A 12,526-nucleotide genomic window follows, 5' to 3' on the forward strand; every position below is an offset into this window, starting at 1 on the left:
CTCCTCCCGGCGGCACGGCAACGAGTACGGTACGAGGCCCCCAGCAGCAGGGGCCCCTTCTTACCGTCCTTGCCGAATGCCCTCGACGAACGCCGAGAACGAATCACGACCGACAAGCAGCGCAGCCCCCTGGGAGACCTTGCTGTCCCGGATCGCAATGCCGACGTACGCCGTGTCAGTCAGGTCCGCGACCTCCACGCAGTTGTTGCCGGCGCCGTCTGAGTACGACGACTTGAACCAGCGCGCTCCGGCGCCGGTGAACTCGGGGGCCATGTGGGTACGGGTGTGGGTCATTTGGTGATCTCTCGCATGAGTTGTTGCAGGAACTCGGGCGTGTCCTCCGGCGGCAGCGCGGACGCCGTGAGGGCGTTGAACTTGCGGGTGAACCGTCCGACTTCGCGTTGCTTGTCGGAGACCGACGTGGCGCTCCACGCGTTGTCCACCTGCACCGAGGTCGGCATGCCGTCGTCCAGGTGCAGGATGCTGAAGTCGTGCACGGACAGGTATCCCCGAAGGGTCTGGGGAAGGACCTGAACGCTCACGTTGGGCAGGGACGCCAGCCTGGCGATCTCGTCGTACTGCTCCCGCATCACGTCCGTGTCGCCGACCACGTACCGCAGGGCCGGTTCGTACAGAACGGCTCTCAGTCGCAGGGGCTCCTCGTCCCTGGTGAGGAATTCCTTCCGCTTGATGCGGACCTGGATGTTCTTGTCGATGAACTCGCTGGTGGTCTCCTCGATCGGCTTCGCGAGTTCGTACAGCGCGCGGGCGTACGCCTGGGTCTGCAGCAGTCCGAGTACGAGCGCTGGGTGGAAGGCCCACGTCTCCCGTGCGGCCGTCTCGATCCCGACGAAGCGAGGCATGCCCGACGGCATCGTGGATCGGAAGGGCGTCCACCAGTCCTGACTCGCGCCGTCCCGCTGGATCCCCAGCAGTTGCTCCACGTCGCCGTCGTCGGTGACGCCGTACAGCTCCAGAAGGGCGCGTAGATCGCCAGCACTGCGGAGGTCCTGAAGCCCCTTCTCGACGCGGTGCAGCTTGGTGACGTACAAGCCCTTGACTGCGCCGCTTCCGACGACGTCCTCGAGCGTCATCCCTGCCTGCTCGCGCAACTGCCGCAACTCGTAACCGAGTTCGATGCGCCGCACGGTCGGTCTGGGTTTGGCCGCCATGTGTTCGCCCTTCCATCGCATGCGTTCGCCGAAGCCGCGATGCGCGCAGTCTGACACGCCATATGCGCGCTGCAACAGACCATGCGCTTGCGGTGTCATGTGCCACTTTCGTTCTCGAAGAAATTTCTAGAGCCTTTTCGTTGCGAAGCAACTTTCCCACGGGGCACGGTGATTGGGCCATGGAGAGCGCCTCTGCGCTCCCGGTCTCCCCTCACCTGCGGAAGGACTGGGCGATGGTGCCTGCAGTTCCGACGACAGCCTCAGCAGCTCCCGCGCTCGCTGCAGGCGCCTGCGCCACATCCGCGACTCATCCAGCCGCAGAGCACGAAGAACACTTCGAGGAGCACCACGAGCACCAGCACTCCTCCGTAGACGTCGCCTTCGTACGAGATGCGTCACGCGTCGAGCACGCCCGGCGTATCGGCATCACCTGGCTCCGGAACGTCTGCCGCGTGCAGGCGACACGGGTCGAATCCGCGGAGGTGGTGATCTCGGAGCTGATCACCAACGCGGTCCTCCACGGACGCAGCACGACGGTCGGACTCCGTCTGAGACACGTCGACGGTCAGGTGCGCCTCGAGGTCAACGACCACTCGCCGTCCGGCATCCCCCGCTCGAAGCGAGTCGGCCCGGACGAGGAGAGCGGACGTGGCCTCTGGCTCGTGGACGCCCTCGTCGACGAGCTGGGCGGCAGTTGGGGCTTCACCGACGACGGAACCGTCGCCTGGTGTGTCTTCCCGTCCTGATCGCCGCGTGCCCCGTTCCTCCCCGTACACCGCCCTTCACCACACATCTCCGATTCGAGGAGTGCCATGTCGACACCACCGCTGCCCGAATACCGGGTGAAACTGCCGAAGGACCTCGTCGCCGGCCTGGCGCATTGCGCGTCGTCCCTGCCTGACTGGCAGCTCACCGACGGCCTGCTGTCCGCTGCGACGATGACCGCTTACCGCCAGGCCATGGCGGACCTTCCGCACGTTCCGGAGTTCGCCGCCATGTGTGACCGGCTGCTGAACACCCCGGACGGTGACGGTTTCGCCGTCCTGGAGTTGGCCGAACTCCTCGATGCCACCGGCATCCAGTACGACGTCCGCGTCATCACCGCGCTGCTCTCCCTGATCGCCAGGCCCCTGCGTGCCTTCGACCGCTGGCCATTGTGGAAGCCTCTCGGCACCAATCTGGCGAAGGATCCGATGCGCGCGACTGGTGCCGGTTACAACCCGATGCACCTGGACATCGTCAACTCCACCTGGCCGCCCGACTACAGTGCGCTGCTCTGCGTACGTCCTCGATCCGAAGGGGCAAGGCCACAGCCTCGTCTCGCAGGTCCGCCGAGCCGTGGACCGTCTCAGCTACGTGGACGCCGAGCTGCTCACCCACCCGAGGTACGAGGACGGCGACTTCTACGAACTGACCGGCGTCGGCGAGGAATGGAAGCCCTTCCCCATCATCGACGGACACTCGCCGCTGGGAGGCTTCGTCCGTTTCACGGCGAAGATGCTCGCCGACGCCGACCCCGACGACCCGTACACCAAGGCTGCTCGCGCCCTGGAACGTGAACTCATCAGCGGGCAGCGGCGGTTCCCGCTCGGCCGCGGCGACCTGCTGATCGTCAACCAGCACCTGAGCTGCCACGGCCGTGAGGCCCTCGGCGACGGCCAGGAGGACGTGCCCGCGGACGAGCGCCGGCTGCTCCTGCAGATCTTCCTGCGCCGCGAGGAGGTCCTGTCATGACGACAGCCGTCCCCCTGCCGACACCGACCGTCGTCTCGTCCACACGGCCGCGGGTCACGCTGACGGTGTGGCTGGCCGACCTCACGTACACCCAGCAGACGATCTCCGCAGAGACGATGCCGCAGGCGATCGCGGGCCTGGCCACCTACGCCGCGACGAAGATGGACCTCGTCCACCCCGTACGGATCTTCAAGTACCCCGAGGCGCTGGCAGCCGCTCTGGAGGCGGACGGGCCGCCCGACGTGATCGGGTTCTCGCACTACATCTGGAACAGCCAACTCTCGCTCGCATTCGCCGAGCTGATCAAGCGGCACTTCCCACATACGACGGTCGTCTTCGGTGGCCCGCACTACCCGCTCCGCCGCCCCGAGCAAAACGAGTTCTGGCATGAGCGCCTCGCTGGGAAGGTCGACTTCTACATCGATGGTGAGGGCGAGCCCGCGTTCGCCGACCTCCTTCGCACCCTCAACGACGTCGACCGCGCCGAGATCCGCGGACACGTCGACGGGGTGCACTGCCTCGGCGACGACGGGATACTCCATGCCCCGCGCCCGCGGCTGCGCATCCACGACCTGTCCGTCGTGCCGTCCCCGTACGTCGCTGGCCTCATGGACGAGTTCTTCGACGGCAGGCTCGTCCCCACCGTGCAGACGAACCGTGGCTGCCCGTTCAAGTGCACCTTCTGCCAGGAAGGAACGTCGTACTTCCAGCGGGTCGCCAAGAAGCACGCCGAGCAAATCCGCGACGAACTGCACTACATCGGCCACCGCATGAAGCCCCTGGTCGAAGCGGGGACCGCCCGCAACGAACTCCTCATCACCGACAGCAACTTCGGCATGTACCCCGACGACCACGGCACCTGCCGGGTGATCGCCGAATGCCAGCAGCTCTACGGCTGGCCGCGCGTCGTCAACGTCACCACCGGCAAGAACCAGCGCGACCGAGTCCTATCCGCCGTCTCCCAAGTGCCAGGCGCGATCAGCCTGTCGGGCGCCGTGCAGTCCCTCGACCCCGACGTCCTGCGCAGGATCGCCCGGTCGAACATCGACGCCGGCAAGCTCATGGACATCGCCCTCGCCGCCTCGGACGCGGGAGCCGGTACGTACAGCGAGGTCATCCTCGCCCTGCCCGGCGACTCCAAGACCAAGCACCTCGGCACGCTGCGCCAGCTCGTGGACGCAGGCTTCGACCGCCTGAACATGTTCCAGCTGACCCTCCTGCCGGGCAGCGAGATGTGCACGGACGCCTACCGCCGCGAGCACGGGCTGGTCACCAAGTGGCGGGCCATGCCGCGCTGTTACGGCGCCTACAACGTGCTGGGTGAGGAGCTGCGGGCTGCCGAGGTGGACGAGGTATGCGTCACGGTCCCCGACATGCCGTACGAGGACTACCGGGAATGCCGGGTGATGAACCTGTTCCTGGCCTCGCTCTACAACGGCGGTGTCTTCGCCGTACTCCTGGCTCTCCTGCGAGCGCACGGCGTGTCACCCATGCGCTGGCTGGAGCTGGCACGGTCGATGGGGCACGGCCCGACGCTGACGGCCGTGCTGAAGGAGTTCGAGGCGGAGACGGACGAACAGCTGTGGGACGACCGCACCGCGCTGCTCACGCACGCGACCGAGCACATCGACGAATACATCGAAGGCCACCTGGGCAACAACCTGCTCTACACCTACCGGACCCGCATCATCTCCGAGGCTCTGCAGGACACCGCGGACCTGGCCGCTCGCGCCTGTCTGGCCGCCCTGCGTGAGGCGCGCGTCGGCGTGGGCGGCGGCAGCCTGATTGAGGCGCTGGTGCAAGAGGGCGCCGAGTACCACCGCCTGATGCTCTCCGAGATCTTCCGCGTCGACCCACCGGCGGTCCTGCGTCAGACTGCGGGCTTCAACCTCGCCCTCTTCCTGGGAGCTGCGCAACGACGGGAGGACGTACGTGATCTCCGCCGCTTCCGACGCTCCGTAGAAGGCGTACGGGAATTCGTCCTCACCCCCGCCCAGCAGCGCACTTTGAACACGTACCTGCGTCAATTCGGCGCTACTCCCTGGGGTGTTGGACGGCTCCTCACGAAGGTCCGCCTGCCTGATATCGTCCGGCAAGTCCGAATGTCTCCCGGCCCGGGCAGCGCCCCGGCGCCCGCCGGAACGGAACCCCCCACAACGTGACCAGTGCTGACCTCGACCGCCGCCTCGCCGCCCTCGGCCGACCCTTCCGGCTGATCGTCACGGGCGGCGGGACCGGCGGCCACACTTACCCCGCGCTCACCGCGATCCGCACGACCAGCGCACGGCTCGCCCGCCTGGGCATCGGCCTGGACGTGCTGTGGGTCGGCACGGCGGCTGGTCTGGAGGCGCGGGTCACCGAGCGCGAGGGCATCCCGTTCAAGACGGTCGCGACCGGCAAGATCCGCCGCTCCAGCAACCCGCTCAAGCTGGCCTCCCCGGCCAACATCAAGGACATGGGCCGCGTCCCGCTGGGCGCCGCGCAGGCTCGTACGATCGTCTCCGACTTCCGGCCGGATGTGGTGCTGTCGACCGGGGGTTACGTAGCCGTTCCGGTCGGCTTGGCAGCCAAGTTCTGCCGACGTCCGCTGGTCATTCACGAGCAGACGGTCCGGCTGGGCCTGGCCAACCGGGCCTTGGCTCGCGCCGCCACCCGGATTGCTGTTTCGTCCGAGTCGACGCTGCCGCTGCTGCCGGATTCGGTGCGCGATTCGGCGGTCGTCACTGGCAACCCTGTACGCCCCGAAGTCCTGACTGGCCAGGCGGACAAGGCGATCAGTGCGCTTGGCCTCACCGGCTTCGACCGGAGCCTTCCGACGGTGTACATCACGGGCGGAGCCCAGGGCTCGGTCCAGATCAACACTGTGGTCCGCGCGGTTTTGCCGTGGCTGCTCAACCAGGCCAACGTCATTCACCAGTGCGGCGCCACCTCCATCGAGGAATCCCGCAGGTACGCCGCCGAGCTCCCGGACGACGTCCGGCATCGCTACCTGGTCACCGATTTCGTCGGGCCGGAACTTCCCGACGTACTGGCCCTCGCTGACGTCGTCATCTCCCGTAGCGGCGCGGGCACGATCGCTGAGCTCACGGCTCTCGGTAAGCCGTCCGTGCTCATTCCGCTCGCGACTTCGGCGGGCAACGAGCAGGAGCACAACGCGCTGCATCTTCAGGCGGCGGGGGCCGCGGTCGGCCTGCTGAAGGACGCGGTGACCGCGGAAGGTCTCCGCGCGGCGGTCGGCCCAATCCTCGGCTCAGCCGAGCAGCGCCAGCACATGGCCCAGCAGGCCCGCGGTCTGGGACGTCCGGACGCGGCGGATCGCCTTACCGACGTCCTGCTGAGCGTGGCCGTCTGACGATTCCGCCTCAGGACAGGGCTGCTTCGCACTCCGGGCACCGCTTGATCGCGCGTCGTGAGGTGTTGCCTTGCGTCGCGACTGCGGGATAGCTGGGGCCGAGACGGTCCCAGAGCCCGGGCGCCGGATCAGGAATCCAGCCCCAACGCGGCGGCGTCACCAACTCCTCGGTGGGGTGGCCGCACGCGCCCGGCAGGTGCGCGTACTGCGTAGCGGAGATGAGGATGGTGTCGGCTGGGAAGCGCCGCCACTCCTGTCGCTTATGGGGCGCTGGTTGTGCTGCCTTCGGCACGGCGCCATCCGGTGGGCAGGCACACCCCATCCCGATGATGAAGTCGCACCGCTCGCAACGCTCTTCCGTCACGGCCTTGCTCATTCTCAGGCCGCTCCGGCGTCGACTCGATAGACGATCTTCCCGTCGCACTCGGAGAACCCCAGCGACCTGTAGAACGCTGGCGCACCCGGGTTTTCGCGGTCCGCCATCCACTCGACGCGGCTGCAACCAGGGCGCTTGGCTGCCACCGCGCGGAGTTCATCCATGAGGCGGGCGCCGATGCCCTGTCGACGAAGGGTGTCGCGGACGTAGAGCTCCTTGAGGAACAGGGAGTGTGAGGACCCTGCGGCCGGCCAGAGGAACGAGTACGCCGCTAGGCCGACGATGTTCCCGGCCTCATCCTCAACGAGCAGGGCGGACGCCAGTGGAGGCGAGCCGAAGAGGGCTTCCTCCACTTGGGAGATGCGCTCGTCGATCGGCTGGAACTCGGTCGCTCCGTAGTACCGCTCGATCTCCTCGATCAGCTCGGCCACGACCTGGACGTCCCGCTTCTCTGCGGGCCGGATCGTCACACCCATCTGCTTCTCCCGTTGCTGTTCGTCGACTTCACTTGATTGCTCCAACGCGTGGTCTCTCGTATCGGCACGGCGGTACGCGGCTACGGCGCAGGGGCGGCTGACTCGTGGAGGTTCCAGCCGTACTCCCGTAGGGACCCTTGGACATGCCGTATCAGGTACTCCAGATCCGCGCAGTAGACGGAGGGATTCTGGTAGCCGCGCCCGGTACTGAAACGGTGCGGGAGATAGCCGCCACCGCACACCTCGACCAGCGGGCACCTCTGACACTCCACGGCCAGTGAACTCACAACATCCTGGCGGTGCAGGAGCTTCGGGTGATTCAGGACCTGGTCGAAGGAGCAGCTGGAGAGGTGATGCCCGAGAGCGGACTCCCCCTCTTCGACGGCCCGCAGGGTGTCAACGCCTTCGATCGCACCGTCGGACTCGATCACGACGCTGGACGGCGGAGCCAAGCCGAGCGATTCCACGGAACTCCGAACCCCGGAGCTGAGCGCGACGATGTCCTCGAGCATCCGAACGGTGTGCTGGTACTCAGGGTGGGCGAGCCAGGCGTCGTACACCCTGCTCATCCAGAGTCCGTACTCGGGAACGTCCGGGTCGGTGCGGTACGGCGGGTCGTCGTGCGTGCCGTGCGGGAGGTTGAAGTCGATCGTCGGTGGCTCGAACGAGGCCAGGTAGTCATGCACTTCTACCGGGTCATTGGCCAGGTCCACGACGGCAAGCAGGCCCGCGAAAAGGTGCGGCCGGGTACGTAGGAGTTCGATGCCGTGTACGGCCGGTGCGGCGCTGGAGCGACCGACGAGGGTCAGGCGGTGCCGGTCGTTCGCGGCCGGCGGCCCGTCGAGGCTGACGCCCACGGCCACCTCGTATCGCTCGAAGAGATCCAGCCATGCCTCGGAAAGCAGCGTGCCGTTGGTCTGAAGTTCGAAGTGGACCTCCGTGTGCGCCGGGATTCCGTCCCGGATGATGGCCAGGAGGTCGGCCAGGTGCCGGATACCGGCGAGCAGCGGCTCGCCTCCGTGCAGTACGACGTGCACGGACGACAGCTTGTGCGTGCGAGCGTGCTCACCGATCCGGCGTGCGGCGACTCGGGCGACGTCCAGATCCATGCGGGCGGGCAGGTACCGCGCCGCTTGGTCCTTGGAGTTGAAGACGAAGCAGTAATCGCAGTCGATGTTGCAGCGGTTGGCGACCTTGAGGATGAACGTCCGGAAGGGAACGGCGCCTTCGTACTGAGTCATCGAGCGCGTGCGCTCACAGCGGCCAAGGCCAGATGAGGGAGGCGGAGTGGGAACCGTCTCCGGTGCGGCGTGCAGCGGTCTGCTCGGCCGCAAGCCGTTGCTGTACGCGGGCGGCAACACGGTCCAGAACCGCGGTTGTTGGAGCGGTCTCCGAGCTGACCGGACTGGTGTGGCCCATGACCTGCGACGCGGGAACGGGCGTGCGTGACGGCATTCGACGCTCCTCGTGATCAACGTGCCTCAGGACCGGTTCGCGGTAGTTCAAGCGCAAAGCGAAGCCACAACGTAGCAGTGCGGCCACATACCGCGACACGGCGAAATCAGCCATGCGGGCTGCTCATCCTGCCCGTGACGCCAGGAGCCGTTCGACCTCGTCGGCCGAGGCGCCCGCGCCCAAGCTCCGATAGACGGTGATCGCTTCCCGCAGCAACTCAGCAGCCTCTGTAGACCCGTCGATCCCCAAGTCGCAGCGGCCGACGCCTTCCAGCGCCCGAGCTTCTTCCAGAGGGCAGCGAACGTCTCGCGCCAACCGGAGGGCTTGCTCGAAGTGGCCACGCGCCTGCGCCTCGTTGCCGGAGGTACGCAGTAGAGCTCCCCAGTGGTTCAGGACTTCGGCCTCACCACAGCGATCGCCCAGCTGGCGCAGAATCTCCAGGCTCCGCTGGAACGCCTCGACGGCACTGTCCTGCTCACCGACCATGCCGCGCGCCGCGCCCAACTCGCTGAGCGAGGCGGCTTCCCCGCCGCGGCTGCCGAGGTCCCGGTACGCATCCAGGGCCTCCTGGAGCGCGCGGATCGCGTTTGGCCCGTCGCCGGAGAGACGGTCCAGGGTCCCGATGTGGCGGATGCTGTTGGCACGGCCGAACCGGTCGCCGAGCTCGGTGTAGTACTCCAACGCCTGCGTGTGGGCGTCTCGTGCTCCTTCGAGATCACCGGGCAGCCGCCGTACGACGCCCAACTCGTTGAGTGCGTACGCCTGGTGTAGGCGATCGTCCAGCTCGACGTAGATGTCGAATGCTTCCTGGTGGTGCTGTACGGCTACGTCGTACGCGCCCATGAGGCAGTGCACGACGCCCAGGTCCCGCAGGGAGTTCCCTTCCCCGTATCGGTCGCCGAGCTCGCGGTAGATCGACAGGGCTTCGCTCTGCGCCTCCACGGCCGCGTCGAAGTCACTCATCTGCCGGCGCACCATGCCGAGGTCCGCGAGCGCGTTCGCCTGGCCGAGTCGGTCTCCGACCTCACGATAGAGGGCAAGGGCTTCGGTCTGGGCGCGGGCCGCGTCTTCGTTGTCCGCGGTCAGGTACCAGACGATGCCGGCCTGGTTCAGGGCGTTCGCCTTGCCGCGGCGGTCACCGACGGCGTCGTACTGCGTCACCGCTTCGCTCAGGGCCTCGGTCGCCTCGGGGTAGGCGGCCATGAAACGGCGTACGACGCCGAGCTCGGCGAGGGCGTCGGCCAGGGCTTGCTGATCACCGGTCTGACGGGCGGCCTCGGCGGCGGTCCGGTGGAGTCCGACGGCCTGGTCCCAGGGGCCGGACTGGCGCAGGAAGGGGGCCATGGCCGCGGCCAGGCGGATCACGGCGTCGTGCAGGGCGAGAGAGTCCGCCTGCCGGATACAGGCCAAGACATTGGCGCGTTCGTTCTCCACCCAGTTCAGGGCGTCCGAACGCGACGGCAGGGCGGGAGTCTCCACCTGCTGAGCTCCGTCCGGAGGAGGCGGCGCCACGGCGCCGCTGCGGACGATGCGCCCGTTCGCGACGGCGAGGGCTGCCAGGTAGTAGGTGCACACGCGTTGAACGGCCTGTACCTGATCCATGCTGTCTCCTTCGGCAGCAAGACCGCGGGCGTAGTCGCGTAAAAGGTCATGAAGCCGGTAGCGGCTCCCTGGATATTCGTCGATCAGGTTGTCGTCGTAGAGGGCGTCGAGGTACCGGCGGGCCGTTGCCACCGAGACCGCGCCGAGCGCCGCCCCGACGTAGGCGTCGAGATCGGTACCCGGGTAGAAGCCGAGCTGTCGGAAGAAGCGTTGCCGCTCCGGTGTGAGATCACGGTAGGAGAGATCGAACGTCGCCGTAACGGCGCGCTCTCCGGCGCGCAGCTCTCCCAGACGATCCTGCGCCGCCACCAGTCGCTCGTGAAGGTCTTCTGCACTCCAGGATGGATGGTGTCGAAGCCGTGCCGCGAGGAGGGAGACACCGAGCGGCAGGTATCCACACAGTCCCACCAGTTCGTTCAACACGCCCTCGTCGAGCATGTCCGATGGCCGCCCGCTGAGCCGTACGAACAGGTCGACCGCATGGTCCCGCGGCAGAGCGTCCACCGGCAGGACCACCTCCTCGTGCGCCGCCAGCCGCTTCCGGCTGGTCACCAGCACCAGACATCCGGTCCCACCGGGAAGCAACGGCTCCAACTGCCGATAGCTGGCTGCGTTGTCGAGAATCAGCAACGCCTTCTTGTCAGCAAACCGGCTCCGCCACATCGCGGCCCGTGCTTCCGTAATCGCCCCGACATCGTCGCCGACGGGTATCTGCTGCGTCGGCACGCCGACGGCCGCGAGGAGCGAAGCCAACGCCTCGCCAGCCTGAACCGGGCTGCGCCCAGTCGTGTGGCCGTTCAGGTTCACGAAGAGTTGACCGTCCGGGAAACGATCGGCAAGCACATGCCCGGCATGCACCACGAAGGCCGTCTTCCCGACTCCGGGCATCCCGTCGATCACATGGACCGGTAGGCCCTCGCCGTTTTCCTGGGATGCCTGCACCGAGCGCACCAGAGACTCCAGCTCCGCGGCACGGTTGGTGAACGCCGTAGAGTCGCGCGGCAGCGACCGCAACACTCGGGCAGCGCCGGGCGGACCCGCACCGTCATCCGGACGTACCGCCGGCTCCGGGCTCCTGGCCGGTACCTGGCGATCGTCCAACGCGGCGAGCAGCCCCGTCAGCCCCGCTGCGACCACGCCCAGGATGACGAACGAGAGCCAGGGGTTCTCCTGCAACCAGCCCAGCCAGGAAGGCCACTGCGACTGTTCCGACACAGCGTTCGTGACGAGGCCCACGAGCATCGTGGTGACCGCACCACCACCGGCGACGACGGCGATCGTCGCACCTCGACGGGCTCTCACACGCACGCTGCCAAGCCGACGACGGGACCGCCGGTCATCGCTTCGCAGCCATCAAGCCGTAACGGTGCACAGAGATCCGACCTGGCCACAACGGCAACCCCCGAGTTCGACACCCCAACTCCCCAAGCGGATCAGCCTGCACGGACGTTGGTCAAGGTCGCCTCTGCGCCATATAGCGCCTGGTCACGATCGCTCGAGAACGTCCCACGCGCCACCGCCGCACCGTCACCGCCCGCGCGGTCGGCGCCGGCCGTCCCCGCATCAGCGGGGACGGCCGGGCCTGCTCATTCCGCGCGCCGCATACCGCGGAACACCCCCGCGTCGGCGGGGAACCGGTGGGCGGCGTCGTACGCGTCAAGGACCTTCGGAACACCCCCCGCGTCGGCGAGGAAGACGATCTGTGCACCCTGGCCACGCTGGGGAAGATCGAAACACCCCCGCGTCGGCGAGGAAGACAGCGAGACCCGCGACACCCCGAGGAAGGCGTACGGAACACCCCCGCGTCGGCGGGGAGGACGCCTTCTCCTTCTCCTTCAACTCCGCGAGTTCCGGAACACCCCCGCGTCGGCGGGGAGGACGACGCCGGGCTGGGCCTGGGTGACGGTCATGGTGGAACACCCCCGCGTCGGCGGGGAGGACGGCGACCCGCGCCAGTACTCCGGACAAGGGCACGGAACACCCCCGCGTCGGCGGGGAGGACGAGAGCATCGACGCCTCCGCTGAACACACTGACGGAACACCCCCGCGTCGGCGGGGAGGACGTGTCCAGCTCGGACGAGGGCCGGTACATCATCGGAACACCCCCGCGTCGGCGGGGAGGACTGCACCAGCAGCCTGAGGCGCGCCGTCTCCGCCGGAACACCCCCGCGTCGGCGGGGAGGACGGCCTCGGGCTGGTTGCAGATGGCGCAGACGCCGGAACACCCCCGCGTCGGCGGGTAGGACGTGAGCGGGCTGCCGTAATCCGCCTTGAACTGCGGAACACCCCCGCGTCGGCGGGGAGGACTACCTCAAGAGTCAGAGTGGCTGACGAGCCGTCGGAACACCCCCGCGTCGGC

At 67.7% G+C, this 12,526-nt stretch carries 11 protein-coding genes and 1 CRISPR repeat array (1 of these 12 running past the window's edge); of the genes, 4 read left to right on the forward strand and 7 right to left on the reverse strand.

Annotated elements, in window-relative coordinates; translation table 11 throughout:
* Nucleotides 1-60: 60 nt before the first annotated feature.
* Nucleotides 61-294: a DUF397 domain-containing protein gene (locus ABD357_RS35465; protein ID WP_344395367.1), complete on the reverse strand. Its 234-nt coding sequence runs from the start codon at nucleotides 292-294 to the stop codon at nucleotides 61-63.
* Nucleotides 291-1,172: a helix-turn-helix domain-containing protein gene (locus tag ABD357_RS35470; RefSeq protein ID WP_344395368.1), complete on the reverse strand. Its 882-nt coding sequence runs from the start codon at nucleotides 1,170-1,172 to the stop codon at nucleotides 291-293. Before ABD357_RS35470 ends, ABD357_RS35465 begins: the two co-directional genes overlap by 4 nt.
* Nucleotides 1,173-1,405: 233 nt before the next feature.
* On the opposite strand from ABD357_RS35470, the gene ABD357_RS35475 reads away from it, so the two are divergent.
* The 4 genes from ABD357_RS35475 (at nucleotide 1,406) to ABD357_RS35490 (ending at nucleotide 6,258) form a co-directional block, all read left to right on the forward strand.
* Complete coding sequence (locus ABD357_RS35475; protein WP_344395369.1) at nucleotides 1,406-1,918, forward strand: ATP-binding protein; 513 nt, start codon at nucleotides 1,406-1,408, stop codon at nucleotides 1,916-1,918.
* Nucleotides 1,919-2,510: 592 nt separating this feature from the next.
* Nucleotides 2,511-2,906, forward strand: a complete 396-nt coding sequence (locus ABD357_RS35480; RefSeq protein ID WP_344395370.1) for a Fe(II)-2OG oxygenase family protein — start codon at nucleotides 2,511-2,513, stop codon at nucleotides 2,904-2,906.
* Nucleotides 2,903-5,068 (forward strand): B12-binding domain-containing radical SAM protein, encoded by a 2,166-nt coding sequence (locus ABD357_RS35485; RefSeq protein WP_344395372.1) that lies wholly within the window; start codon nucleotides 2,903-2,905, stop codon nucleotides 5,066-5,068. Before ABD357_RS35480 ends, ABD357_RS35485 begins: the two co-directional genes overlap by 4 nt.
* The gene (locus ABD357_RS35490) at nucleotides 5,065-6,258 is read left to right on the forward strand and encodes a UDP-N-acetylglucosamine--N-acetylmuramyl-(pentapeptide) pyrophosphoryl-undecaprenol N-acetylglucosamine transferase (RefSeq protein ID WP_344395373.1); all 1,194 of its coding nucleotides are present in this window, start codon (nucleotides 5,065-5,067) and stop codon (nucleotides 6,256-6,258) included. The genes ABD357_RS35485 and ABD357_RS35490 overlap by 4 nt, the downstream gene beginning before the upstream one ends.
* A gap of 10 nt (nucleotides 6,259-6,268) precedes the next feature.
* Here ABD357_RS35490 and ABD357_RS35495 read toward each other — a convergent pair whose 3' ends face one another.
* From ABD357_RS35495 to haaT, 5 genes are all read right to left on the reverse strand, one after another.
* The gene (locus tag ABD357_RS35495; RefSeq protein ID WP_344395374.1) at nucleotides 6,269-6,634 is read right to left on the reverse strand and encodes a hypothetical protein; all 366 of its coding nucleotides are present in this window, start codon (nucleotides 6,632-6,634) and stop codon (nucleotides 6,269-6,271) included.
* A 2-nt stretch (nucleotides 6,635-6,636) separates the two neighbouring features.
* Nucleotides 6,637-7,110, reverse strand: a complete 474-nt coding sequence (gene haaN / locus ABD357_RS35500) for a cyclophane-containing RiPP N-acetyltransferase HaaN (RefSeq protein ID WP_344395375.1) — start codon at nucleotides 7,108-7,110, stop codon at nucleotides 6,637-6,639.
* A gap of 80 nt (nucleotides 7,111-7,190) precedes the next feature.
* Entirely contained in the window at nucleotides 7,191-8,351 is a 1,161-nt protein-coding gene (locus tag ABD357_RS35505) for an FxsB family cyclophane-forming radical SAM/SPASM peptide maturase (RefSeq protein ID WP_344395376.1), read from the reverse strand.
* 13 nt (nucleotides 8,352-8,364) lie between these two features.
* On the reverse strand, nucleotides 8,365-8,679 hold the full coding sequence (gene haaA / locus ABD357_RS35510) for a HaaA family cyclophane-containing RiPP peptide (protein ID WP_344395377.1): 315 nt from the start codon (nucleotides 8,677-8,679) through the stop codon (nucleotides 8,365-8,367).
* 9 nt (nucleotides 8,680-8,688) lie between these two features.
* Nucleotides 8,689-11,469, reverse strand: coding sequence for a cyclophane-containing RiPP biosynthesis TPR protein HaaT (haaT, locus tag ABD357_RS35515; RefSeq protein ID WP_344395378.1), 2,781 nt, complete (start codon nucleotides 11,467-11,469; stop codon nucleotides 8,689-8,691).
* A 427-nt stretch (nucleotides 11,470-11,896) separates the two neighbouring features.
* Nucleotides 11,897-12,526: direct repeats of the CRISPR family, unit length 29 nt; unit sequence CGGAACACCCCCGCGTCGGCGGGGAGGAC; it runs 314 nt beyond the window's last position.

This window comes from Streptomyces vastus, assembly GCF_039532825.1.
In the GTDB taxonomy this organism is placed as follows: domain Bacteria; phylum Actinomycetota; class Actinomycetes; order Streptomycetales; family Streptomycetaceae; genus Streptomyces; species Streptomyces vastus.

What these genes read in the sequence shown, in the direction of transcription:
- ABD357_RS35465 (WP_344395367.1), bottom strand. Translation starts at nt 294, where the DNA reads ATGACCCACACCCGTACCCACATGGCCCCCGAGTTCACCGGCGCCGGA.
- ABD357_RS35470 (WP_344395368.1), bottom strand. Translation starts at nt 1,172, where the DNA reads ATGGCGGCCAAACCCAGACCGACCGTGCGGCGCATCGAACTCGGTTAC.
- ABD357_RS35475 (WP_344395369.1), top strand. Translation starts at nt 1,406, where the DNA reads ATGGTGCCTGCAGTTCCGACGACAGCCTCAGCAGCTCCCGCGCTCGCT.
- ABD357_RS35485 (WP_344395372.1), top strand. Translation starts at nt 2,903, where the DNA reads ATGACGACAGCCGTCCCCCTGCCGACACCGACCGTCGTCTCGTCCACA.
- ABD357_RS35495 (WP_344395374.1), bottom strand. Translation starts at nt 6,634, where the DNA reads ATGAGCAAGGCCGTGACGGAAGAGCGTTGCGAGCGGTGCGACTTCATC.
- haaN (WP_344395375.1), bottom strand. Translation starts at nt 7,110, where the DNA reads ATGGGTGTGACGATCCGGCCCGCAGAGAAGCGGGACGTCCAGGTCGTG.
- ABD357_RS35505 (WP_344395376.1), bottom strand. Translation starts at nt 8,351, where the DNA reads ATGACTCAGTACGAAGGCGCCGTTCCCTTCCGGACGTTCATCCTCAAG.
- haaA (WP_344395377.1), bottom strand. Translation starts at nt 8,679, where the DNA reads ATGGCTGATTTCGCCGTGTCGCGGTATGTGGCCGCACTGCTACGTTGT.